Annotated in this window: 20 protein-coding genes and 1 pseudogene; 4 read left to right on the forward strand and 17 right to left on the reverse strand. The window is 46.1% G+C overall.

The window, feature by feature from the left end; translation table 11 throughout:
* Positions 1–228: 228 nt before the first annotated feature.
* A complete protein-coding gene (locus QUB11_RS01690) occupies positions 229–723 on the reverse strand; it encodes a DUF427 domain-containing protein (RefSeq protein ID WP_333203908.1) in 495 nt (164 codons plus the stop codon).
* 113 nt (positions 724–836) lie between these two features.
* Here QUB11_RS01690 and QUB11_RS01695 point away from each other — a divergent pair, with 113 nt between their 5' ends.
* Positions 837–2,117, forward strand: coding sequence for a GH25 family lysozyme (locus tag QUB11_RS01695; protein ID WP_333203906.1), 1,281 nt, complete (start codon positions 837–839; stop codon positions 2,115–2,117).
* 898 nt (positions 2,118–3,015) lie between these two features.
* On the forward strand, positions 3,016–4,974 hold the full coding sequence (locus tag QUB11_RS01700) for a cation:proton antiporter domain-containing protein (protein ID WP_333389498.1): 1,959 nt from the start codon (positions 3,016–3,018) through the stop codon (positions 4,972–4,974).
* 140 nt (positions 4,975–5,114) lie between these two features.
* Here QUB11_RS01700 and QUB11_RS01705 read toward each other — a convergent pair whose 3' ends face one another.
* The 8 genes and pseudogenes from QUB11_RS01705 to QUB11_RS01740 form a co-directional block, all read right to left on the reverse strand.
* Positions 5,115–5,513 carry a response regulator transcription factor gene (locus QUB11_RS01705; protein WP_333203902.1) on the reverse strand — a complete coding sequence of 133 codons (399 nt, stop codon included), beginning with the start codon at positions 5,511–5,513 and terminating at the stop codon, positions 5,115–5,117.
* A gap of 139 nt (positions 5,514–5,652) precedes the next feature.
* The gene (locus QUB11_RS01710) at positions 5,653–6,381 is read right to left on the reverse strand and encodes a response regulator transcription factor (protein ID WP_333389500.1); all 729 of its coding nucleotides are present in this window, start codon (positions 6,379–6,381) and stop codon (positions 5,653–5,655) included.
* Between the two features lie 633 nt (positions 6,382–7,014).
* Positions 7,015–7,329 (reverse strand): annotated as a pseudogene (locus QUB11_RS01715) (CHAT domain-containing protein); the annotation flags it as partial.
* Positions 7,330–7,360: 31 nt separating this feature from the next.
* The gene (gene iscB, locus QUB11_RS01720; RefSeq protein WP_333389502.1) at positions 7,361–8,647 is read right to left on the reverse strand and encodes an RNA-guided endonuclease IscB; all 1,287 of its coding nucleotides are present in this window, start codon (positions 8,645–8,647) and stop codon (positions 7,361–7,363) included.
* Positions 8,648–8,865: 218 nt separating this feature from the next.
* The gene (locus QUB11_RS01725) at positions 8,866–9,354 is read right to left on the reverse strand and encodes a tetratricopeptide repeat protein (RefSeq protein WP_333389504.1); all 489 of its coding nucleotides are present in this window, start codon (positions 9,352–9,354) and stop codon (positions 8,866–8,868) included.
* 5 nt (positions 9,355–9,359) lie between these two features.
* On the reverse strand, positions 9,360–10,166 hold the full coding sequence (locus QUB11_RS01730; RefSeq protein ID WP_333389506.1) for a DUF928 domain-containing protein: 807 nt from the start codon (positions 10,164–10,166) through the stop codon (positions 9,360–9,362).
* Between the two features lie 176 nt (positions 10,167–10,342).
* Positions 10,343–12,325: a CHASE2 domain-containing protein gene (locus tag QUB11_RS01735; protein WP_333389508.1), complete on the reverse strand. Its 1,983-nt coding sequence runs from the start codon at positions 12,323–12,325 to the stop codon at positions 10,343–10,345.
* A gap of 95 nt (positions 12,326–12,420) precedes the next feature.
* Entirely contained in the window at positions 12,421–13,092 is a 672-nt protein-coding gene (locus QUB11_RS01740) for a response regulator transcription factor (protein WP_333389510.1), read from the reverse strand.
* Positions 13,093–13,454: 362 nt separating this feature from the next.
* Between QUB11_RS01740 and QUB11_RS01745 the strand changes: the two genes are divergently transcribed.
* Complete coding sequence (locus tag QUB11_RS01745; protein WP_333203077.1) at positions 13,455–14,273, forward strand: methyltransferase domain-containing protein; 819 nt, start codon at positions 13,455–13,457, stop codon at positions 14,271–14,273.
* A 603-nt stretch (positions 14,274–14,876) separates the two neighbouring features.
* On the opposite strand, the gene QUB11_RS01750 is transcribed toward QUB11_RS01745, so the two are convergent.
* The 8 genes from QUB11_RS01750 to QUB11_RS01785 form a co-directional block, all read right to left on the reverse strand.
* Positions 14,877–15,536 (reverse strand): MAE_28990/MAE_18760 family HEPN-like nuclease, encoded by a 660-nt coding sequence (locus QUB11_RS01750; RefSeq protein ID WP_333203075.1) that lies wholly within the window; start codon positions 15,534–15,536, stop codon positions 14,877–14,879.
* The gene (locus QUB11_RS01755; protein ID WP_333389511.1) at positions 15,536–16,642 is read right to left on the reverse strand and encodes a DUF262 domain-containing protein; all 1,107 of its coding nucleotides are present in this window, start codon (positions 16,640–16,642) and stop codon (positions 15,536–15,538) included. Before QUB11_RS01755 ends, QUB11_RS01750 begins: the two co-directional genes overlap by 1 nt.
* Positions 16,643–16,805: 163 nt before the next feature.
* On the reverse strand, positions 16,806–17,402 hold the full coding sequence (locus QUB11_RS01760; RefSeq protein WP_333389513.1) for a Uma2 family endonuclease: 597 nt from the start codon (positions 17,400–17,402) through the stop codon (positions 16,806–16,808).
* A 78-nt stretch (positions 17,403–17,480) separates the two neighbouring features.
* Positions 17,481–19,721, reverse strand: a complete 2,241-nt coding sequence (locus QUB11_RS01765; RefSeq protein WP_333389515.1) for a phosphoketolase — start codon at positions 19,719–19,721, stop codon at positions 17,481–17,483.
* Between the two features lie 219 nt (positions 19,722–19,940).
* On the reverse strand, positions 19,941–21,164 hold the full coding sequence (locus QUB11_RS01770; RefSeq protein ID WP_333389517.1) for a COP23 domain-containing protein: 1,224 nt from the start codon (positions 21,162–21,164) through the stop codon (positions 19,941–19,943).
* 417 nt (positions 21,165–21,581) lie between these two features.
* Positions 21,582–21,908 (reverse strand): hypothetical protein, encoded by a 327-nt coding sequence (locus QUB11_RS01775; RefSeq protein WP_333389519.1) that lies wholly within the window; start codon positions 21,906–21,908, stop codon positions 21,582–21,584.
* A complete protein-coding gene (locus tag QUB11_RS01780; RefSeq protein WP_333389521.1) occupies positions 21,872–22,030 on the reverse strand; it encodes a hypothetical protein in 159 nt (52 codons plus the stop codon). The genes QUB11_RS01775 and QUB11_RS01780 overlap by 37 nt, the downstream gene beginning before the upstream one ends.
* Positions 22,031–22,040: 10 nt before the next feature.
* The gene (locus QUB11_RS01785; protein WP_333389523.1) at positions 22,041–22,649 is read right to left on the reverse strand and encodes a COP23 domain-containing protein; all 609 of its coding nucleotides are present in this window, start codon (positions 22,647–22,649) and stop codon (positions 22,041–22,043) included.
* A 680-nt stretch (positions 22,650–23,329) separates the two neighbouring features.
* Here QUB11_RS01785 and QUB11_RS01790 point away from each other — a divergent pair.
* Positions 23,330–23,935 carry a hypothetical protein gene (locus tag QUB11_RS01790; RefSeq protein ID WP_333389526.1) on the forward strand — a complete coding sequence of 202 codons (606 nt, stop codon included), beginning with the start codon at positions 23,330–23,332 and terminating at the stop codon, positions 23,933–23,935.
* Positions 23,936–23,963 lie beyond the last annotated feature (28 nt).

A 23,963-nucleotide genomic window follows, 5' to 3' on the forward strand; every position in this document is an offset into this window, starting at 1 on the left:
CATCCTCACTCAATTATAGATTTATATTTATTGAATTATTACTCAATTTTTGACTCTTGGTTTTTTGCGCCGTAAAACAAACCAGTTTCTGCACGAGTCCTCAACTCATTCACGGGGCACAAAAACTCAAAAAACCAGGTTTTTAAACCGGGGTCGAGGCTGTAACGAGGTTTTGGGTAAAAAAACTCGGTGTCTGCCCCTGTCCTCAACTCAAAACTCAAAACTCCCTCACCACCCCCAAGTTCCTGGCCCTCCCTTAAACGGGCCGACAATATCTTTGGTAATCCAGCCGCCGTAAAAATCCCCTGGTTGAGATTGCACTAATTCCCCGTCCACATAACAGGCATCCATCTTGCTCGGATAAAAAGCCACATAATCTTTAATAGCTGCAAAAACCTGATTAGGATTGGGATAAAACCAAGCAGCATTGACTACTTCTTTCGACTCTACGGTCACAGTGTAATAACCGGCTTGTCCCTTCCACTCGCACCAAGAACCCCGTAAAGTTTTGTGCAAATATTCCATTTTGATGTCATCGGGGCAGATATAGTAGGCAGGAGGGTGACTGGTCTCCAATACCCGCTGAGGACGGCGCGTGTCGGCGATCGTCACTCCATTAAAAATTATCTGTACGTGTTTGGTCGATTCCTCAAGCCGAGGGGGACGCGGGTAATCCCAAACAGACTCTTGACCAGGGCCGGGCTCTATTCGATCGAAGTTCATGTGCACCATCTCCCCTCCAAAAAAAACAATTAGCGACTTAGCATTACAAATTAATGTACCCTTAATCGAGTCGCTGCTTCAGAGCAAACCAGCTTTTCTCAACTCTTTGTAATATGAGTATTCGCGGTATAGATGTTTCCGACTACCAGCCCAATGTCAATTGGCAAGCAGTTGCCAGGGATGGTATTACCTTCAGTTTTGTCAAATCGACCGAAGGTGCAACCTTCGTTGCCCAAACTTTCGCTCGCAATTGGGCGGCGATGAAAGCGGCGGGGATTCAACGCGGTGCTTACCACTTTTTTCGACCTGCAAGCAGCATTCAAGGACAAATAGATTTGTTCTTGAAAACTGTAAAACTCGAAGCGGGGGATTTGCCCGCAGTCTTGGATATCGAAACTACAGGCGGTTTGAGTGTGGATCAATTGTGCGATCGAGCCGCAATTTGGTTAGAAGCAGTCGAAAAAGCCACCTTGATGCGGCCGATTATCTACACTTACCCCGCTTTCTGGGACAACTTGGGGACAAAACGGTTTGCCGATTACCCGCTGTGGATTGCTCACTATACCACTGCTGAGGAACCTTGGGTTCCCGGCGGCTGGAAAACTTGGACTTTTTGGCAGTACAGCGACAGCGGCAGCGTCTCCGGCGTATCGGGCAATGTAGACACCAATATTTATGAAAGCGTCCGAGAAGGCGCCGTAAGTTATAAAGTTGCAGACATCCAGAGGGAATTAAGAATTAAAGGTTTCTATCAAGGCGCGATGGACGGTAAATTTGGAGCCAACACCACAGCGGCGCTCATCTCGTTTCAGAAATCTCAAGGTCTGAATCCAGACGGCATTGCCAGCCTCAAAACCTGGGCCGCTTTGATGCGAAAATCTCCCAAAGTAGTTGTCCCCCCTCCAGCGCCGACACCCACTCCGCAGCCGACTCCCACTCCGACTCCCACTCCCATATCAGACGTGCGGCTGACTCAGATATTTTCGTCTTATCAAGCTAAGGCTACCCAAGATACTGCCTTAATTTGGCTGCAAAGTCAGGTTCCTACCTCTGTTTTAGCGGACTTTGCTCAAAAATGGCGGGCAACTACCTTACCTCAAGACAGTAATTTGCGATTGATAGATGTGGGCAAATTTTATCGCGGTTTAGCACAACAAGACCAAGCTTTAGATTGGCTGCAAAAACAAATTTCTCCGGCTATTATTAACGAGTTTGCACAAAAATGGCGCTCTCAATCTATAGTCACTAATTCTCCGATTCGGCTGATAGATGCGTGCAAATTTTATCGGGCAGCACCAAACCAAAACCAGGCTTTAGATTGGCTGGAAGGGCGAATTTCGCCGACCATTCTATCGGAGTTTTTTCGCAGGTGGCAGAATGCCACTCGATTATAGATTTGAAATTTTAGATTGACTCTACAGATGAATCTTGCGATTTTAGATTTTATATCATGTCCGATCGAGTGACCGCGATTAAAAGGGCGGGTTTTTGAGATGGTCAATTATTGGCCGGTATTGTTGGTGAACCCGCCCCTACCTTATTAGGGGTAATCGACCGGACATAATATTAGATGGGAACTCTACTCTAAAGATGAGTCTGAGGGCGATCGATTAGATTTTAGATTTTAGATTGACTCTACAGATGAATCTTGGGATTTTAGAGTTTTTTAGATGGAAACTACTCTAAAGATGAGTCTGGCGGCGATCGATTTGAGATGTGAGCTTTTTGATTGGAGATTGACAATCAAGCATCTAGGATACAAGCCCCCGGATTCATTCCGAAAGCAGACTCAGGACCGGTGAAATAAAAAACCTGTAAGCTGTCGCGCATTTAAATTGTAGATTGAGGGCGGGCGGGACGCCCACCCCACAAGACTTTAAAAATTTTTGACATACCATTTAAATGCCGCAACAGCTTATCCGATGAAACTTGCCCCCCGAATTTATCCGTGGGGTCAATACTTCAATTCTAAAATCTAAAATCTAAAATCTAAAATCTAAAATCGATTGACTCCCCATCAAAATTCGTCAAATCCTCTCCCTCTGTGCCCGCATCCCCATCGGACTCTGGAAAATAACAGACAATTTCTGGCTTAGCTACAGCTAGCTGCCATCTTTGACGCCAAGAGAATTATCTGATAAAGTTATAGCGACTATCAAGGTTTTTTAATCTTATTGGGAAAAATCCAGGGCCGTGCCGAGTTTGTAAGCTGCGCCGAAAATAGCGCCTGCACTCAAATTACCCGCGATCGCACATTTAAAACTAAGCGGGCAGCCTGTAACAATTATATCTATGGAAATCTCCTTTAACATCACCCTGTTGATGGTCATGACCGTCATCTGTGGCATCAGCGCTCAAGTTCTGGCCGCTTATCTGAAAGTTCCGGCGATCGTCTTTTTGCTGTTGTTTGGCATTTTAGCCGGCCCAGACTGCTTGGGAGTGCTGCACCCGAATCTGCTGGGCAGCGGTTTGGAAGTTATGGTATCCCTTTGCGTAGCTTTAATTCTCTTTGAAGGCGGCTTGAATTTGGAATTGCGAGATTTAGGCAAACTTTCCGGCAGCATCCGCAATTTAGTTACGGTAGGCACTTTAATTACGCTCATAGGCGGCGGAATGGCCGCACACTGGTTGGGAGAATTTCCCTGGCCGATCGCATTTCTGTATGCTTCTCTAGTAGTCGTCACAGGCCCGACAGTAATCGGCCCTTTGCTCAAACAAGTATCCGTTGACAAACAAGTTGCCGCCTTGCTAGAAGCAGAAGGCGTTTTAATCGATCCTGTCGGGGCAATTCTGGCAGTATTGGTGCTGAATATTATTTTGAACGGCAATGCTGATTTGCTGGTTTTGTTCCGAGATTTAATCGTGCGACTATTAGTTGGCGCAGTCATCGGAGTTACGGGAGGTTGGCTGCTGGGATTCATTCTCAAGCGATCGCAATTTCTCTCAGAAGACCTCAAAAACTTAGTAGTTTTAGCCGGTTTGTGGGGATTTTTCGGCTTAGCAGAAGAAATCCGCAGCGAATCGGGACTGATGGCAACAGTCCTCTCCGGCATCGTCCTCAGAGCCGCTGCTGTGCCCGAAGAAAGGCTGCTGAGGAGGTTTAAAGGGCAACTCACAGTCCTGGCTATTTCCATGCTGTTCGTGCTGCTGGCGGCCGATTTATCCCTCGCTAGTGTGGTCGCCCTCGGTTGGGGAAGTTTGTTTACAGTTTTAGCTTTAATGTGGGTAGTGCGGCCGATCAATGTTTGGTTGTGTACTTGGAACAGCGGACTAAATTGGCGACAGAAATTATTTGTTTGTTGGGTAGCGCCGAGGGGAATTGTCTCAGCGTCGATCGCATCTTTATTTGCAATTTTGCTCACCCAGCGGGGAATCAACGGTGGCGACTCGATTAAAGCCTTAGTTTTCCTAACAATTATTATGACAGTTTTCGTCCAGGGACTAACCGCCGGCCGGATCGCTCAACTGTTGGGCATCACCTCAAAATCGGCAACTGGTGCAGCAATTGTAGGGTCAAATCCTTTGAGCAGATTAATTGCTCGCTTGTTTCAAGAACGCGGAGAATCGGTGGCAATTATCGACACAAATCCCGAAGCTTGCGAACAAGCAGAACGAGAGGGTTTGCGGGTGTTTTTGAGCAGTGCTCTCGACCACAGCGTGTTAGAAGAAGCCGGACTGGAATCGATGGGAACTTTTCTGGCAATGACTAACAACGGCGAGGTAAACTTAGTGTTAGCTCAGCGAGCGGCCGAAGAGTTTGCACCGCCGAGGGTTTTGGCAATATTCCCCAAAGATCCGCAAGCAAATACGCCTGCAAATCAGGCTAAAATCAATCAAGCTTTTGTCTCCGATTTGTCGCTGAAGGATTGGAACGAATATTTGAGCGACGGCGAAGTAAAATTGGGGGAAACTGAGTTAAAAAGTGAGGGATTGCAGTTTCAGATTGCTCACTTGCAAGCTTTGGTTCAAGCCGGGGAGTTGGTGCCGCTGCTGGTGGAAAGGCAGGGGTATTTGCAAGTAGTGTCGGCAACCCAGATTTGGCAAGCAGGCGATCGAATTATTTATTTGCTGTACGATCCGACACCGAAATTGTTGAAAAGATTGTCTGGTTCGTCGCAGTCTCGCTTGACTTTGGAAAAGCATCAGGTAGTTGAAGAAGTGCCGATTCCTTCTCCGGTTTTAGAGGAGGTTTTGGAGTCAGCGGAAATAGCAAAGGATGCTAAAGTTTTGCAGCCGCCAGTTTCGCGGTAAGGGTTAGTATCCCGATCGTACTCTGTAATCTGCTTGTCGCGATCGTGGCTTTGCTTTCATCGGTCGGCATAAAAATACAGTAGGTAAATTGACCAGACTATAGCGGTGTTCAATTTACATGATCTCATAATGATGATTCTTCAATTAGAAACTACCGTGTGATTCCGAGCGATCGGATTGAAAATGTAACCGTATCCTTGAGTAGTTTTAATGAAATTCGGCACTGCGGCATCGACTTTAGCCATTTTCCTGCGAATCAGACGGATATACACGTCCACCACTTGCTCGTCTCGTGCGTCATTGCATTTCCATCCCCAAACTTTTTCGATTAGCTGTTGGCGACTCCAGGCTTTACCCGAATGAATGGCTAAAAAATGCAATAGCTGAAATTCTAAAGGTGTGAGAGCTAAAGTTTTCTCTTTCAATCTCACCTCTCTACTCATTAAATCGATCGCTAGTTCACCGAAGACAAGATTGTAGACGGGGGCGTCATCCTCTACAACCAGAATTTTGGAAGTTCGAGCGGTAGATATCGTCATAATTTTTGACTCTATTGCGAATATTTCAAAGTTCAAGAAAGCGAGTAACTGTCTTTTAATTAGCCCTTATATCTCCCCTTGCCCCCTTAATAAAGAGGGGAAGATGGTTCAAAGTCCTCCTTCTTAAGGCAGGACTGTTTCAATTACAAACTACCTTGTTACTCCGAGCGCTCGGAGCGAAAGTGTAACCGTATCCCCGAATAGTTTTAATAAAATTCGGAACAGCCCCATCGACTTTAGCCATTTTCCTGCGAATGTGGCCGATATGCACGTCCACCACTCGTTCTTCTGCTGCATAATTAGATTTCCAGCCCCAAACTTTTTCGATTAGCTGTTGGCGGCTCCAAGATTCACCCGCATGAGTTGCCAAAAAATTTAATAGCTTAAATTCTAAGGCTGTTAGAGTCAAAGTTTGCTCCTGCAATCTCACCTCCCTACTCACTAAATCGATCGCTAGTTGACCGAAGACAAGGCGGCGCGGACTAACGGATCTCGCCCGCCTCAACAAGACTTCTACTCTCACTGCCAATTCTTCAAGAGTAAACGGTTTGCAAATAAAATCATCGGCACCTGCTTTCATGATTTTAATCCGATCTTCTTGGCCGGTGCGGCTGCTCAGAATCGCGACTAAAACATTAGTTTGACTCTGCATTTCTTGGCAGAGTTTATACCCAGTTGTGTCAGGTAAATTCCAATCCAAGATCACCAGAACTGGGTTGAATTCCTCAAAAATTTCGAGAGCTGTTTTGCCGTCTGCGGCAAATTGTACTTGATATGTCTGGTTCAAAAAGCGGTAGACGAGAGTGCGGACGGGGGCGTCATCTTCTACAACCAGAATTTTGTAATTTTGAGCGGCAGATATTGTCATAATGTTCGACTCTCTTGTTAGTTAATGGTGCAAAGTTAGGAAGTGTAGGTTCAAACTCGGTTCTAATTCGATTCATTCTTTACTTAAATCTTAAGCAGCTCAGATAAAAAAATCATTCGTTCTACCCACAGAGTTGATGAAGTATCAGGTGCAAAATAGATTGCGGGAAAGTGCAACTTAGGTGAATATCAGGACTTACGCATTGGGACGTAATTCTGTCATTCTGAGTGAAACGAAGAATCTCCAGCCCTAGAAAAAGTTAAACCGATAGTCCGGCAGGGGTTTTAACCCCTGCCTCAAAGCGAAAGTCCTCGCTATGAGGACCCAGAAGAAAAGTCCGGGTTTTCCACCCCCTTGATGATTCGGCGGTTGAAACCGCTACTACACACACGAAGTCTGCCTCCGCAGACTAAGAAATAAAGAGGGTATTTAAGTTAGATTTGGTATTAGTCCTCATAGCGAGGACTTTCGCTATAAGCCCCGTGGAATTCATTCCCGCTAAGGACTACCGGGTGGGCGGGACGACTGGGCAGATGACAGCTTCAGATAAACCTGCAAAAGTGCTGTAAAAACAAACGATTGCGATTAAAATTTAGTAGAAAAACATTGAGCTGATTCGCTATTGATAAAAACTTACTCTGATTCCCCAATAAGAGTAAATGCCGCCCAATTTCGCGGCTGGGGATGAGTTTTCATCGTGGTTAACATCGCTTGCCGCAATGCCTGTGCTTTGTCGGGATTATTTTGCAAGTTTTGGTAAAACGATCGCATCAATTCGGATGTCGGCGCATCGGGAACCGCCCATAAAGAAACAATTACACTCGGCACTCCTGCTGAAATCAAAGCGCGCGACAAGCCAATCACGCCATCCCCGGTAATTCTGCCTTCTCCAGTATTGCAAGCACTCAAAACAACTAAATTTGCTTGCAGTTTCATATCGAAAATCTCTTACTGCTTTTTTAGACATTTTATGACAATCTCATGCAAACGAGTAGTTATAACCATCGTTACGATGAACGGGTTTAAGGTGATTTCGAGAAACGCTAATCACGCTATTGCTCACTCGAATATCAAAATTACCTTTGAACCTAGTGGTTTTAATTCTTTTACACTTAACCCCCTGATGTTTTCCGTCAATTATTGAAACAATGTCTCCAGTATTCCAGCCTGCGACTTTTTTCTTGGGTTTATACCCCGAACGCGGAAACCCATATTTATCGGTCGGTACGACTTGACGACTGCCCCAACCCATTGCCTTGATCAACAGCGGTTGATTGACAGCCAAAGTCAAACCTTGACTTACATCTCCACAGCAAGCAGCGTCGATCCAATGAGCCTTTGGAAGCTTTAAGTTAGTCCGATTGAACTTGGTTAAAGAACCGCGTCCTACATAAATAGGTTCAATCTCTGTAGCCTTCAAAGCTTGGAACAAAGCGGACTTGGTTGCGTTAACGGCCGCTGCATCTTTCAATGGGGTTTTAGCTTGACTCATTATTTTCTTGAGAACTTCGGGCTTTTTCTTGAGAAAATCCCTGACATCTTGAGTCCCCTTTTTAATGTTGCATTTTTCGCACGCTAAGCAAAGGTTGGAAACACGATTACTGCCACCCTTAGCTCGTGGGTTAATATGCTCGACTTGCAGCGGTAAATTTTCACTACCACAGTAAGCACACTTCCGATTCCACTTTTCGAGTAGGTATTCTCTAACCTCGTAACCTTGCAATTCCCCTTGCTGATACTCAACGCCAGAAATCTCTGGATTTTGCATTTTTTGAGTGTCAAAGCTTACTAACTCGAAAGCAATTGATTGGATGGGTGCTAGCTTGCGAAGGCGAGAAACCCACGTCATAGTCGTTAATACTCGGTGCTGCAAGCTCGGAGGCAGCCAGCCTTTCGGACGAGTACGATTTAAGAATCTCGCTTTTCGATAACGAGTTTTGCGGTTACGGCGGTTGCGTCGAACGGCTCGACGGGTTTCAAGTCGAGATTTGATGGCTTGACCCCGATGGGTGACTTGGGCGCCCCAAATGACTTGGGTTCCCTGAACCAAAGCTATGCCATTCGTTTTGCTACCAGGGTCGATGCGGATTTCAATTGGTTTTGGTAGATCGTTGACCGATTTTCCCAGAATGATTGTAAACGGGTACAGCCTAAAAACCTTTGCTTTGCCTGCATTTAACAGCTTTCTAGCTATCACTGGCAGGCACGGAGTTAGAGGTTTTTTGTCGGTGTCAAGTACGAATACTTGATTGGGAGTTTTAGACATGGTTGCGTCTATTCCTAATTAGTAAAGGTTGCCTCGGCATAGTTATTGGGCGGTACTTTCTCCACAGCACTGGCTTTACAAATCCTTGCCTGTTTAACTGCGAAGTTATAGTGCTTGGGGCTGGCACGCACCCCAAGGTATGAACTTTAACGCTCCCTAATAACGAAAGCCGGGACTTACTTAGCTATTTCGGGATTTCTCCAGAAATGTCTCGGATTTTAGTAAGTCTGCTGTCCATACTCGATCGCTTTGGCATAATTGCCCAGAGATTTGTAAGCGATTCCCAAATTGCCTAGTGCTGCCCATTCTCCGTCGCGGTCTTTAATTTCGCGGGTGATGACTAAACTCTGCTGCATATACTCAATGGCTTTGGCATAGTTGCCCAGATAGCGGTAAGCACCTCCCAAATTGTTCAGTACCCCACCTTCCCCTTCGTGGTTTTTGAGGGCGCGATAAATTTGCAGTGCCTGTTGCCAAGAATTCAGCGCTGCTGGGAATTGGCGAGTCTGAAATTGTTGGTTGCCCTGCTGCCACAGTCGATCGGCCTCTGCTTGACGAGCATCCGTAGTTTGAGCAGCAGCCGGGAGTGAGAAATGCGGAGGAATGTAAAAGGCAACAGACAAAAGGCAAAAAGCGAGGGGAAAGAGAAAGCCCGATCGCACTTTACGATTACTGGATTTGAGCAGTTTTAGCGAGAAAGGCTTCATGGGATTTAGGGTTTGGGTTGAGGGGGTTGGCGCTGTCCTTGACGTTGTTGTTCGATCGCTCTAATTTGCTTCAATTGATCGCTCCAATCTTTCAAAGGTTCGGCTTCCGAACTAGCAAGAGCATCTAGCAATTCCAGCACAGCCGCTTGGTTTTGAGAAGTCTCAGAAGCTTTGCGCGCTTCTGCGATCGCGTCATACCACAGCCCAGACTCCGCATACAGGTCGATCCGCTGTTGGGGAGTTTGGGCGGCTGCAAGTTGAGTCTGCAACGACGCCGCAGGCCCAACGACTTGGATTTCTGCAGCCGCCACCACATTCCTCGAAGGAACATTCGGATCGCACACCAACACCACTTGCCACTGATAGGATTGCCCGATCGACAGTTGGGGCAGATTTGAGGGCAAAGCAACCGACATGATTCCTGGCTGACTCTGCATCTCGGTTCTGTAGAGAAGTTGTCCCGTGCGAGTAAACAGCCTCAATTGCAGCGGACGAGGAGTGCGATCGGGTACAAACCAGGTAAAGGTCGGATGCCCAGAAATCGTCTCTCCCACATGGCTAAACGGCACTAAGGCAGTCAATCTCGCCGATGAATTAGCTTCACAACTGCCGCCGCGAGTCGTATTCGTCCCCGTGTCTTTTGGTTTAGAAGGGTTTTCAGGAGGAGTGTATTTTGCCAGCACTACAGGAGCGATCCAGAACGAAACACTCAGCATTAAACTCGCAATGCCGGCAGAGTAAATGGTTCGACGCTTCAACTCGTGAGTCATCATCGCAATTCCCTCTGTAACTATTTCTACAGTAATCAACAATACAAAAACACAATAGAGGACTGCCCACAAGCGTCGTTTGCGGGAAAGCGCAAAGATATAGCAAGTGTGATATCAATTCCAGTTGGATCGGAATGATTTAACCGCAGAGAACACAGAGAACACAGAGGAAGAGAAGAGAGAGATGAATAATTCGGATGCTAACTCTGAGGAACCAATTACCAGAACCAGCGCCGTTTGGCTGACCAAGTTAACTCGCACACTGTCCCCCTCGGTACATTTGGGTAGCGCCGAAATGTTCCCCCTAATTGTTTGGCTAAATTGTTTGCCAATTGCGTTCCTAATCCTGAAGGTTGGAGTTTAGAGTTTAGATATTGAGTTGTCTCCCTGTCACAGTTCGTTTCACCGGAACTCAGCGCTTCTGCGTCAGACGGGTTCCCCTTGGCATTATCCGCCACCCGAATCACCTGCCGATCGCCTTCTTGAGTGCAAATTACGGTCAAGCGAGTCGCTTCGATCGCGTGTTTCCCCACATTGCAGAGCGCTTCTTCCAGAAAGCGGCAGAGTGCTCGCTTGTGTTCCAACCGCAGATGCGAGGTGTTCAAGGGATCGAACTGCACAATTTTGAATTTGATCGTTTTGAGGTAGGGCAATTCTTGTTCGAGCGTGTTGGAATAGACTTTGTAGAGCAATTCATGCAATGGAGCCTGCAGGGCCAATTCGATCGCACTTCCCATGCGGAGATGCGGTTCATCTGCGATCGCGTCTCGTTGCACAGAGCCGTAAACTGCCCGCAATTCTTGATTCAAGCGTTGCAACTCCGGTAGAAATAACGGCGGTGTGGCTTGTTCTTGAGCAGTTCTCAAAATCACAACCAATGTTTGTAACGGGCCGCTATGAATTGCATTAAAGGTCTGCTCGATCGCAAACTGACGTTCCTCCAACCGCAGTCGGAGTTCCTGTTCGTGGCGATAAAATAACGCTGCCGTCAACCCAGCCCCATTCAACACGAGTACGAGCAATACAGGTACGATCGGCACCCACCATCCCAAAAGAATGAGCCAGTAACAGAGCGCGATCGGGCTAATGCTTGCGACTAAGAGCCCGATCACAATTTTCCAGGGCGATCGCAGAAATTGTCCCAAACTCATCCCCAACAGTCCCCAGACCGCAATCCAGAGCGTTTCCCAGCCCTCCCCCCAAACCTGAAGCAACGGCCGCCGATCGAGCACCGCGCTAATCATCTGGCTGGTTTCGTGGGCTTGCATTTCGACTCCGTAAATCCGTCCGGGATTGATACCTGCGATCGCACCCGAACTTGCCAAATCCTTCGCGCTAAAAGACATCATCCCAATCAGCACAATTTTGCCTCGAATCCAATCCGGGTTGACCTGTCCCGATTTGATTTGGGCCAGGGAAAGCACGCGAAATGGCATTGTCCCGCTGCGAACATTCAGTAAAATTTGGTTGCCGCCTGCATCCGCCCCCACATATCCGCCAGAGTTTGACTGCACTCTGGTAAATTCAATGCTGCCAAAGCGCATCGCCTCCGGATCGCGAATTCCATTACCTAGCTTAATTCCTCGGGTTGCTAAATAGAGTTCGGCCAGCCGGAGCGCGAAGGAAAAACGGTATTCCTGTCGATCGTTGTTAGTGCCCAATAAACTGCGGCGCTGGTAGCCATCCGCATCTAGTACGAAATCTGCAAAGCCAACCTGTTCGGGTGGTAGCGCGGGCGGAGGTTTGACGATAAAGCCACTGCGATCGGGCAGTGCAATCTCCACTCCGATCGCATTCTTGCTGCTGCGAAACACCGATGTTAGTTCAGCATGACCTGGTTCCACCGGAATATCGCGGACAATATCCAGCCCGATCGCGATCGGTCGATACGTTTGCAACCGTTTGAGTAAATCGGCAATATCGCGATCGGGAATCGGATAACTTCTAGCGCGTTGAATATCCTCCTCAGTGATGCCGACAATTACAATCCGTTCCTCCATTGACTCAGGAGGACGCAAACGCAGAAATTGATCGAACGCAACCAACTCCCAAAACTGAAGCGCACCGCTCAATCTAGCCATCATCACAGCGACAATCACCATCACCCCTGGAAGCGCTCCTCGTCCCCAAGTCGTGACATCCGATTTCACTGCTTGCCATCGATCGGGCTTCATAATAATGTCCGGTTGAATAGTTATCATACTTTTGTACGACTGTTTGCCCGATGCCCGATGCCCGATGCCCGATGCCCGATGCCCGTACAGGATTTATAAGTAATTAACCAGACTTGATATCACTAATCAATCAATCCTTGTTCCCTAGCTCGCACTTCCGTTTGAATCCGCAGATTCTTATTATCATCAGGATACACCTCTAGCACATCTCGAATCTTAGTCCAGTAATACTGCACAGTGCGTTCAGAAACATTCATCCGTTTGGCGATCGCAGTATCCTGTAAGCTCTCTTGAAAAGCAAATTGCAACACCTGCATCCAGGCGGGTTTGAGTTGCAGCCCATTGCGGATCTCTCTGGGTGTATAAATACGCTCGTGCAGTGCCCAATCAACCATTGCCAGCAAGTCTTTCATCGGCTGGCTCTTATCGACAACTGTGAAGCCACCCATGTGATTGTCGATCGACGGTTTCAGCCAAACTAAAGTCCGAACATGGGCACTCTGCACCACAATATTCAGACTCGGATACTGATCCATCAACGTTTTGAGGAGTTGAAGCCCTGAATTTGCTTGCGCCGTTTCGCCGATCGTCTCTGGCATCACCAGATCCACAATCACCAAATCCGGGGTAGTCTGCGCTATTTGCTGAAGGGCTGCCTGAGCAGTCGGAGCCGTCAGAATGTCTGCCTCTGGATATTCTTGCTTCAGAATGTTAAGCGTGCCACCTAACACCATCGCATGGTCATCCACAACTAAAAATGTTCGTTTCTCCGGTTGAGCTAGAGTTTTGGGCATAGTGCATAAAATAAAAATAGTAAGGGATGCCGGAAAATCAGCGTCTTTAGTTTAGGTAATCCGTCATCTTCTTACAATAGAGGAATTACCGGGTTTCCGTCCTGCATCTGTCCGCCAACTGTGGTTGTGGAGGTCGGCAACGAGAATTGCGCTAAAGCGCAGTTCTGATGATTGTGTTGCAAAATCCGCACTTCATCGGAATTATTGATCTCTCTCTTCTCGAACTCTGCGTTCTCTGCGTCCTCTGTGGTTAAATCATTCCCATGCCACCGGAAACGATCTTACGCACAGATAACTCGATCGGAGATTTGATTATATTTCTATTATAATCCTGGTATCCTAGTAAGAATAAGGATAATTTCATGCCAGCAGAAGGTTCGTATCAAGCGATCACGTACAATCTGGAATTTGAGGGAGAAATCCAACGGTTAAAAGCTCAAGTTCTCCTCAGTTGGGAAAAGGAAGCGCGCACTTTAAAGTGGTTCGGTTTAGCCGACGGGATGAATGTTTTAGAAGCCGGTAGCGGGCCGGGATTTTTCACCGAAAAACTGTTAGAATTGCTGCCAAACAGTTCGGTAACAGCGGTAGAAATTGACCCGGTACTGCACGAAAAAGCAGTAGCATATTTGCAGGACAAAGGGGGCGATCGAGTAAATCGCATCCAAGCATCTATTGCGGATACTGGTTTGGCGGCTAACACTTTCGATTTTGCGATCGCCCGTTTGCTGTTCGTTCACCTCCCAGAGCCCGTCGCAGCAGCTAGAGAAATATTCCGCATCTTGAAGCCTGGGGGAAAACTGGTGATTATTGATAGCGATGCGGATCTGTTTTGGCTGACAAATCCCCCCCTGTCAGTCCAGATTGTCAGGGAGAAATTCAAGCAGGTAATGGCATCGCGGGGCGGCAATTTATCCGTCGGGCGAAATCTGTGCCGCATTCTCAAAGAAGCTGGGTTTGTTAGCGTTGATTTAGAAGCCGTTGTCAGCCACAGCGATATAATAGGAATTGAAGCGTTCCAACCTTTACTTGACTCCGGGCCCATTTTGCAATTGGTCAAACAAGGGCTGATTTCAGAGTCGGAAATAGCCAGCTATCTGGTTTCGCGGGATGAGTTTGTCGCTGCGGGCGATCGATCGATGATGAGTTTTTGGTTGATGGCTTGCGGGGAAAAAAATCAATAAAATTAAAACACATATTTCACACAATATTGATGTCCAGTCGCAGCACAACCTCTAGCACTCTCGCTACATTCCCAGCTAACAAAGCAAAGTTATTTAACAGCAAACCCAGAAAAACTTCAGAATAAATTATCCCCTCAGCATTAGGTTAAAGCTGCACGTATATCTCTAGAATCGTATCATATCAAATCCGGTAGCATCATCGGGCGTCAAATCCAGTCAACAGCCAAAAATCACGAACGGTGCCACCGGACTCGATCTAATCCATCTGCGTTAATCTGTGTTTATCTGCCCTCATCTGCGGTGAAAAAAAGAGAAAATTTTAACCGTAGATGACAAGGGATTGACGCTGATTCACGCAGATGAAGGAAGAGAGATAGGAATAATTTAGTAACTTTACGCCTACAAGTCTAACCAATCGTTGGAGTCAATCGCGCAAAGGTTGTTTATGAGAGCCAATGGTTGTCCGTGTCGGCTCAACTTTACCCTTATGCTCGATCGTACATCTGGTTGTATCGGTAATTCAATGTGAAATGAACTAAATGCTGGGATTGGCGATTGTACATCCGCGACTAAGCTTCAAACCACTCTAAAAAAATAACTTATCTAAGGTGAATTCCGCATATAATCCTTATTAACAGCAGCATTTTCTATCTGATTACGAAATACATCAAGCATTGCCATAATTTCTGTGTGTAACTCTATATACTCTTCTCTGTCAACAGTCAAATAGTTACCATGTGCAATTTCGTTTCTTGTTTTCAAAAGCTTGATATCGATTAATACCCGCTTAGTAGAGTATACAGAAAACTCTATCCCCAGAGTATAACTTATTTCTTGCAAAATGTCAGAAGACAGATTGGATGCAGTAGAAATTGCATCTTTGTCTTTGTATGGCAAAGAGCATTTAGTATGTAAGTTAGAAAGGAAGAAATCACAAACAGGTATATATAATGATGGTTTATTGGTGTCTTTAGCCTCATTCAATTTTGTCTTCATTGCCAGAGCTAGAAAATTGCTACTAAGCTGATCGTAGCGAAGCTTTTGCATCGCAACATACTCTAGGTAACTATTTGATGCTAATTTGACAAAACCTTCCCAATGGGCATAGAGAATACATATTCCACTCCGAATCAACGCACTATGCCTTGAAGAAGAAACATTTCTCGATTCTACCAAGGATTTGAGTTCCGAAAGTTCCTTCTTTCGCCAAGCAAGATCGGTGGAAAGCTTATCACTTAATTGTTCAGCAGTTCGGATACTCATTAGGGGGAAAATACTTCTCTACCCAGCGGAATTAGGTAAGGTAAACGTCTTGTAGCATTGAACCCTCCTCCCGACCGTGTTTGATAAGTTGGATGCGACCAAATACCTTTTATTTTATCAGATATCAGGTTTGTTTGAGGTAGATGTTTATAGTTGTATCCGATTCCCAATGCTACCACTTCATATGCCGATAATAGAAAACCACCCAAAAACCTGTCTTGTTCAGGTTTATATTTCTTGAAACTATCCTCACCTATAGTTTCATCAAGAAGATCGAATGTTGTCTTGAATGCGGTTTCTATGTGGTGATAATCTAACTCTTTATTAGAAGCAACTTTACGCATTTTTTCGGTTAGGAAAACGTGAACATCACCACCCAATTTTTTAACGCTGATATCATCCTTATCAAATAGAAGTATGAAACGTAATACTAATTCCATATCATACTGTTCTTCATAGAGTCTATCACTTAAAGCAGTGCATTTTTTGAAGGGTTCATAATCTGCCAGTGAACGCATCAAGTGATATAAATCTTTATTCAACATCAAAAGAATGCAATTTCTCACTTCTTGAGGTGTAGCAACTGAACCTCCTGTATTCAGTCGCTGAAATAGCTCATATTTAATCATTTCATCGCTTTCTTTCTGAACAATATTGACAGCAATTTTTGAGCGTTTAATCAATAAACGCTGTGCTTGGGTGAAAGAATTATCTCGATCCTTTGGGTCGTCCCATTTTTTGCCTTCTAAAGAAGCTAAATATGTAGTTTTTTGTAAAGCTACTGGCTGTGTATTGTTTTCGGCTTCATCTTTTTTCAAAATACCGACAAATTCATATATTGTTGATAGTCTCTGAACACCATCTACAACATCCCAAACACCATCATCTCTTTGGCTAACAAAAATTGGTGGAATAGGTATACCTAGCAAAATCGATTCTATGAAGGTTGATTTTTGGTGATCGGACCAACGAAAAAATCTTTGAAAATCTGGATGGATATCGATCTCACTATTTTCATAAAGGCTGATCCACTCTCCAATAGACATTGAGTAGCCATCAGTCCGAATTTCTTGCCTTGTTTTATCAATTTCATCTTGCAGGGACATAGTTCAAGGTGTGTTAAATTTTGTTATGTATAACCATTTCTGTAGAATAGGAATACTTAGCTATTCTACTGTGTTGGGTTGCGCTTGACAAAAAGTCAGTGTTTAACCCTGCAATTATAGCAGATCAACCAATTTGTTGCGTAAATTTTATTAATCGACCAAATTACTGCTGCCGAATTCCATTAAGAAACTCTGTCCTTGCCTCAATTATTGAAGGCATTAAAACGCAGCGTACCAACAATGCTAAATCCAACTCCGGCAAAAACTCACTTCTTGAAACTTGCTCGTAATCATCCTCGCGCAGCCGATAGACAGCAAGCAGATTATTTTCCCAAAACCAAACTTCAGCAATGCGAAGTCGCAGATATTTAGCTAGTTTATTTGTGCTACCGCTAGTAATCGTTACCTCCACGGCTAAATCGGGATGCTCTTTTCTTGAACCTATATAATAAGACTCGTCTGGTTCAAATGATACATCTCTTGCCCGGTCTCTGCGAGTTGCACTCCCTACAGGAAAGAATTCAATTCCGAGTTCAAAAAAGTATGCTTCCAGTAATATAGCGATCGCTTTTTTAAAGCTTTCATGTGCTTCGCCCACTGTCATAAACTCGATCCACCCATCAAGATAAGTTATCCGCAAACCCGGAGAGTCAGCCATCAAAGATTCGAGATCCTCAAATTGCTCCCAAGTATAATAACCGGGGAGAATCAATCGCTGTTCTGCAAGCGTACCTATTTCTTCTAAAAGTTGTGCTGTCATAGGTATCACCATCCTATTTGAATATTACTAGCCCCTACCCAGCACAAACCAGGCAGGGGCATTCACTCACATTCTAACTTAATGAACTAGCTCGATCGCCCTTTTAGTCAACGCCTCAGCAGTCAGCCCATTAAACGCCATCAACTGACCAGCACTAGCAGTAGTTTCCCCACGCTTCCAAGCGAAAGTATCCCGCTGGCAATTGCTCCTTAGCATCACAGGTTCCAACATCCCAGAAGCACCGCCTGTCACGCCAATCAAGGCATCTCCGCCAAACAATTCGGCAAATTTCTCATCGCTCAAAAAGCCGCCGTCAGCTTCCGAACAAGTATCCCAAGCAACATCGCTAGCACGATACAAACGGCGAGGATTCACAACAGAAACAATCCGCACTCCAATCCCTTCTGTTTCCAAAAATGCCGCTGCTTCAAACACTGGCATTAACGTCATGTCGCCGACAACTGCAAACACAACTTTCTTGCTCCCCCCTTGATTCTGGGAAGCTTGCGGGGAATCGACTTCGTGCAGCACTATTGCACCGTCTTGCAAACCTTGGCGAGTCTGTTCAAAAGTAGTCCGAATTGGCAGCGGCGACTTGCTTGCAGTAATCACAACTCCCTTATTTTTAGCAGTCAAAGCCCACTCGTAACAAGCTTGAATGCTGTTAGCATCCGGTGGAAACAAAGGAAACACATTTCCGTTCCGCATCATCGCCGCAAAATAAGCCTCTATTTCCGGCCGTTGGTGCGTCCAACCGTTGCGGCCTTGTTCCAATGCACCCGCTGTAAATAAGGTGACAGTTGCCGGAGTTGGACGGCGCAATTCTGCCATTGCTTGGGTTACAGTTTGCCAAATTGGTAAACCGTTAATGGCAAAAGATTCGTAGGAACACCACAAACTCCGCGCTCCAAATAGCGATAAACCTACGGCTAAACCAGCGCAAGCATCTTCGCTCAAAGGTTCGTAAACTTGACCGTTGGGCGATTGATTGTACAGGTCATCTGTCGTAGGGTGAATAATTTTGAGAGCTTGGTTGATATTGGCAATTGCCGATGCTTCATTGCCGTCAGCATTAGTCACAAGAAAAGTACGATCGCGCTCGCCAACTTTCCCTACCAAACGTCCCATTGCTGTTGTCGAAATTTTCGGTTCTCCCCCAACTGCAAATTCTTCTAAAGGCAATTCGCCTAAATCTGCCAGCGGCAATGTAAACTCAGTAACAACTGTTTTCGCCGCCGGCCCGCCGCCCGCACGCTCGCAATTTGTCCGCACCAACTCCCAAGCAGCAGCAGTCAAAGCGCGCTCTTTTAGAGCACTGATAATGTGCGGAGCATCCAGCGTATCTTTCGGATAAAGGTTGTGAGATTTTGCTCCGCGCGCGTGGACGCCGGCACCTTTCAACTGTTTGATAATAAACACAGTTAATTTGCCGCCGAGAGCAGATTTTGCCGCTTTGTCAACTCCTTGTAAAACAGCTTTGGTAAATGCCATGCGCTGTTCGAGCGAAAAAGCAGTGCTGTCCACATAATCTTCCGGTTGATTTTTATCGTCAAATTCCTTAGCATCAACTAAGATAACTTCTTCAAAACCGTTACCTTGCCAATAAGCAATCATTTCAGCATTAGTTTTAGTCGAAACCATGCTGTGATGTTCCTGAGAATATCCGTTCCAAACTAACACTGGCAAAAAGTTAGTAGCTTTGGGATAAGCAGTGTGGAAATGCGCCATGCTGCTCATCGGATAAGGTTCGCCCATGCCGCCGTCGCCCATTGTGAAAGCAAACAGTTTGTCGGGGTGCAAAAGTGCTCCAGCCATTGCGAAATGCTGCCCTTGTCCGAGGGGGCCGGCCGGTGCTAAAAGGCCGGGAATGAAACCGGAAAGATGTCCTAACAAACCGTCTTTTTCTCGGAATTTATCGCGCACTTGCTGCACGTTAACAATTCCCATATCCTCCAAAGATCGATCGAGAAACATGGCACTGTAAAAGCCGGGGGCGTGATGGCCGACTTCGGTGACAATGTTCTTGTGTCCCAGCATCACCAAAGCGGCATAAGCCTCAGCTTGGCTAGCAAAACCCCCCGGATGTCCCGATGCCTTGCTGGCGGTGACTTGCAGTGTCAGGTAGCGCAGCGCGTCTGCTCCCAGCATCGTTTGAAAGACGGCGACGGGATCGGTAGGATCGGCGATCGACTTGCTCCCCTCGGCGATCGCAGGTGCTTTTCCATAAGTATCAAAACCAGGGACTGTTTCAGAAAAATATTGAATGCCTTCGCAAAAAGCGGGCGTTGTTGACGTTGCCTGCGGGGTAGTTGCTGTCATGCTTGATACCGGAAAAATTTGAATTGGATTAATGTAATAGTAATTTTATAGCTTCCGTGTTCCAAAAAATCATGAGTTCTATTATGTCAGTGATAAATAAGTAAAATATGTCAACTTTTCAGCTAATAAGTAGTTGTTTGAGAACCCCGACTTATTTTAAAAAAGTCGGGGTTCTGTGTTTACCCATTACTCATCCCTCTAAAATCTTAAATCCCCAATCTAAAATTGTTCCAGCCGTTCCCGGACATCGATATACAGCACAGTACCGCTTTCAGAAAGAGAAGGCACAGCCTTTTGATTCCGCAGCCAAACAAAAAAACTGCTAAGTGCAGGAGTCGGATCTTGATCGTTGCGTAGCGTGTAGATCAAACCTTCGCAAGGCCCATTAACGCGGCTAGTCGTGCAAATCGCTTTCTGGTTATTTACAATACCCACAGTTACATAATTTAGCTGTTTATTTCGGTTATAATTCTCAAGGCGCTGAGTCACTTGTTGGCAGCGAGTTAGAGGATCGTAACCTGAACTAGAAAAGAAATTAGAATTCCAGCGAATCCAAGGCTCCCTGAACCCTTGTGGATTTTGATACACAGTCACCGGCTCGCCCGTTGAGGTATCGCACACAAATCCTCCATAAGCCCGATTCGGCTGGTTTTGACTAGAGGTGCTGCTGATAGAAAGAGTGCTGAGAATATCAAAGCCGTTACGCTTATTTCGTGATAGCAAAGTCATAAAAGCATCGATCGGGATTGCCGCATTTAACCCCGTTTTTATCTCTTCAATTTGACCGTTCCACTGACTCCTAATTGTTCCAACAGTATCCCCCTGGCCGTGAATTCCTATTACCCTGCCATCAGCATTAAATACAGGCCCGCCGCTCATCCCGCGCCTGGTTACAGCTTGGTAGCGCAGACGATACCCTGATGAGGCGCTGCCCAAGCGAGAAGAGATGATACCAGTAGTAAACTCAAGTTTTCGTTCAACTCCCGAAATTGGCAGCGGATAGCCCGAAACGTAAATAGCAGAACCAACAACAGCACGTTCTGACTCGCCCATTGGTGCTACTGGATACTGTTCTCGGCTCTGAAACTGTATCAAAGCCAAGTCTATATCCGTGTCATTTTTCGGTAGGCGCTGTATTCTAATCGCAGCATAATCCTTTTCCAAATGAGTGCGAATGCTGTATTTTTGAGCGAGGCTTGCCACCACATGATTAGCTGTCAGAACAGTGTAAATATTACCCTGTTTGGCAATAATTACTCCCGATCCACTAGCAAAAAAACCCAGCGTGTTGTTGACTTCCACAGTTGTCAACGTCGCTAGTTGGGCAATTTCTTCGGCTGTTTTGGCACAGGCAGCATATTGTTGGCTGACAACCGCCGTCACTGTTAATGCACCTGTCAAGATGATTGTCAGCGCGTCAAACCGCAAACTCCACACATTCATCGATAACTCCCTAGATGAAACGAGGCGAACTGCCAATATATATAGCCTTTCTCAGTAACATGAGGTGCTCTCGCGGGCATAGGGCATAGGCCTCCGTGGGCATAGAGCATAGGGCTAATGGCATACCTCACCAAGATTGAGAACTGCTGTACTAATCGGAATTCCCCAACTAAATTTAACCATTTTTTCCAATAATTCCGCTGTTGGTTCACTTCCATCTTAAAAAGCATAAACGCCAAAATTTGGATCTCGATACTTGCCCCTACAGTTAATCCCCACCAAGAAACCTTTGGCATTAAAAATCGGGTCGCGGCTCATACCGATTTTAACCTCATTTGTATAACCCAAGCTATAACCTTGAGGCAAAGATTTGGGTAGCAGCACCGAAACGAAGCCCGCGTCAATCGATTTTAGATTTTAGATTTTAGATTTTAGAGGCGGCCCCACGGATAAATGCGGGGGCTTGAGGATTTTCGATTTTCGATTTTCGATTTTCGATTGACTCGACGGATAAATCACGTGGCGGGTACCATCAAGCAATTCGTGGTCAGCGAAACTCCCAACCTCAGCACCCGCAGGAAAGCCGACTACCAGCATTGCCTCAGACACCGCTCCTGCCTCAAGGCTTAATCGTGCTATTTTATACTCGATCGCGCTGCGAAACAGAACGATCGCCAGCTCGGTATCGCCCAGCAGCCTCGGAACTCCTAGCAGTGGGTGGAGGAGGCCGTCGTCGGTGACCATTGTCCGATCGCCACAACGTGCCAGTTAGTAAGCACTCTATAGGTTTGACTCTGCTGCCGGACGATCGTCCCAGAACCAGGAGATATTCCCGTCGGGATGCGTACCGCTGTTTGACGCGCCAAATTTTCCACCTCAATCCTTGGAATTGGTGATGGGATGGAAAATTTGCCAATCTTTAAGGCTGTCGGAACGGTGGGGAAAAGGGGGTAGTTGCGCCTCATCATCCATATTTTCCCCTAGCTTTTCGCTGACATCAATGTAAGGAATTTTACTGGTTTCATCAAAAGAGGGCATCCCAACATATCCTTGGCGCCAAGCCAACAAATTATACAAAGAGCCGATCGGGTCTTGGCCGGGTCTGAGGGTATAAATCAAATTTTGACACCGCCCATTGACTTGATTCGCCGTGCAGATGACGTTCTGGCCGTTCATTTGGCCCGCAGTAATATACTTAAGCATTCGTTGGCGGCGATAGATTTCGAGGCGTTGACTCACTAATTGACACCGAGTTGCCGGATCGTAGCCAGAACCGGAGAAATAATCGGAAGTCCACTCAATCCAAGGCTCTACAGCACCTTGAGCGTTTTGGTACACCGTCACCGGCGCACCAGTCGAGGTACTGCACCAAAATCCACTTTCCCCCGATGCTCGCCGAGCGTAAGTCGGTCCAGAAGCAACCGTCAGACCGCTGAGGGCGATCGCTGTGGCCGCCAAAACTTTTGTCAATAATTGCTGTTTCATGATATTTTCACTCTTTATTTAGAGGATTCGGGACAAAAATCACCGAATGCTGAGATAACCCTCTTGACGCGCCTGTTCATTAAAGATCCGCTGACTTCGGAATAATGTTATTCGCGACTTGACCAGAAACCAGCTTTTTTACGAAAACACTTCGCTGCAGCCCTTATGCCTGGTTAAAAAACCCGGTTTCTTCGCTCTTGATGCGTAAGTTTTGATATTGTTCGCGACTTACGTATTCCTTCTAACCGCGCTTTCGACGCCGTTCACAAACCGCGCCGAAGCCGAGCTTAAAATGCGCGCGCCAGTCGGAATTCTGTCCTCATTACTACTAATCAAACTCAGGCTTTTACCAACCGGAAAGAGGCTTTTCACCTCAGACCTTGGAAGGGATCGAGTTGCAACGGTACATCACACCACTGACAAGGTATTTGATATCACTTACGAGCTGGGTCGCGAGCTTGCTCTGCTGAGACAGGTAAACTGCTGGGTCACACCAGTGAGGGGTAAAACCCCTCTTATTCGATTTAACACTAAAATCCAGGTATTAACAAGAACTCTTAACTTGTTTTCATCTCCGTACTGCGGGAAATACTTCTAAGTGAGTGTAATCAGGGTCTAAGTGCTTTCTACCACCAAAATTCACCCTCCATACACTGACGTTTATTAGAGTATTAAAAACTATGAACCGTATCTGCAAACAGTTAGGATATTTAGCCGTTTGGTTAATTTTGATGGGCGGTAGCAGTTGTTCTAGCTCAGATGCAGCTACCTCAACCGAAAACCAGAGGCAACTCTCAGCAAGCGCCCGTCAGTTCCAAAACCTACAGCTAACGGCAAATCAAATTGAGGCTCGATCGAGTCAATTCAGGCAGCCTTCTAACTCTGTTGCCTCAGTTTTAGGCAGTGCTGCCCTCTCAGAAAATACTGCCACCGTTACCGTGTATAAGGTAGACAATCTGTGTCAAACTCTGAAGCCGGAAACAGTGACAGGCCCAGAGAACCAGTTAATGTCATCGGCGGTTAATGAAGTGTTAAAGCAGCAGATTTTCGATAGTCTTGGTTTGGTTGGTTATCGGCTCAGTATGGATCGCAGCCGGGGAATAGCTACCGTTGATCTGCGAGCATCGGGAAATTCGCGGCAGAAATTGCAAAATCTGTCCAGTTGTCAGATGTTAGGTTTGTTCGGGGGCGTGCGCCAAACTTTAACCAGTTATGCTCCTTGGCAAATCAAAACTGTGCGTTTTACAGAGCTTGGAGAGGACATTTTGAACACCGTTCGAGAATAAGCTATTAAAATTATTGGAGATGGGACTG

Origin of the sequence: Microcoleus sp. B6-A1 (assembly GCF_036705085.1) — a bacterium.
GTDB lineage: Bacteria > Cyanobacteriota > Cyanobacteriia > Cyanobacteriales > Microcoleaceae > Microcoleus.

Excerpts from the sequence above, each read along its gene's own strand:
- QUB11_RS01690 (WP_333203908.1), bottom strand. The coding sequence starts at position 723 with ATGAACTTCGATCGAATAGAGCCCGGCCCTGGTCAAGAGTCTGTTTGG.
- QUB11_RS01695 (WP_333203906.1), top strand. The coding sequence starts at position 837 with ATGAGTATTCGCGGTATAGATGTTTCCGACTACCAGCCCAATGTCAAT.
- QUB11_RS01700 (WP_333389498.1), top strand. The coding sequence starts at position 3,016 with ATGGAAATCTCCTTTAACATCACCCTGTTGATGGTCATGACCGTCATC.
- QUB11_RS01705 (WP_333203902.1), bottom strand. The coding sequence starts at position 5,513 with ATGACGATATCTACCGCTCGAACTTCCAAAATTCTGGTTGTAGAGGAT.
- QUB11_RS01710 (WP_333389500.1), bottom strand. The coding sequence starts at position 6,381 with ATGACAATATCTGCCGCTCAAAATTACAAAATTCTGGTTGTAGAAGAT.
- iscB (WP_333389502.1), bottom strand. The coding sequence starts at position 8,647 with ATGTCTAAAACTCCCAATCAAGTATTCGTACTTGACACCGACAAAAAA.
- QUB11_RS01725 (WP_333389504.1), bottom strand. The coding sequence starts at position 9,354 with ATGAAGCCTTTCTCGCTAAAACTGCTCAAATCCAGTAATCGTAAAGTG.
- QUB11_RS01735 (WP_333389508.1), bottom strand. The coding sequence starts at position 12,325 with ATGATAACTATTCAACCGGACATTATTATGAAGCCCGATCGATGGCAA.
- QUB11_RS01740 (WP_333389510.1), bottom strand. The coding sequence starts at position 13,092 with ATGCCCAAAACTCTAGCTCAACCGGAGAAACGAACATTTTTAGTTGTG.
- QUB11_RS01745 (WP_333203077.1), top strand. The coding sequence starts at position 13,455 with ATGCCAGCAGAAGGTTCGTATCAAGCGATCACGTACAATCTGGAATTT.
- QUB11_RS01750 (WP_333203075.1), bottom strand. The coding sequence starts at position 15,536 with ATGAGTATCCGAACTGCTGAACAATTAAGTGATAAGCTTTCCACCGAT.
- QUB11_RS01755 (WP_333389511.1), bottom strand. The coding sequence starts at position 16,642 with ATGTCCCTGCAAGATGAAATTGATAAAACAAGGCAAGAAATTCGGACT.
- QUB11_RS01760 (WP_333389513.1), bottom strand. The coding sequence starts at position 17,402 with ATGACAGCACAACTTTTAGAAGAAATAGGTACGCTTGCAGAACAGCGA.
- QUB11_RS01765 (WP_333389515.1), bottom strand. The coding sequence starts at position 19,721 with ATGACAGCAACTACCCCGCAGGCAACGTCAACAACGCCCGCTTTTTGC.
- QUB11_RS01770 (WP_333389517.1), bottom strand. The coding sequence starts at position 21,164 with ATGAATGTGTGGAGTTTGCGGTTTGACGCGCTGACAATCATCTTGACA.
- QUB11_RS01775 (WP_333389519.1), bottom strand. The coding sequence starts at position 21,908 with ATGGTCACCGACGACGGCCTCCTCCACCCACTGCTAGGAGTTCCGAGG.
- QUB11_RS01785 (WP_333389523.1), bottom strand. The coding sequence starts at position 22,649 with ATGAAACAGCAATTATTGACAAAAGTTTTGGCGGCCACAGCGATCGCC.
- QUB11_RS01790 (WP_333389526.1), top strand. The coding sequence starts at position 23,330 with ATGAACCGTATCTGCAAACAGTTAGGATATTTAGCCGTTTGGTTAATT.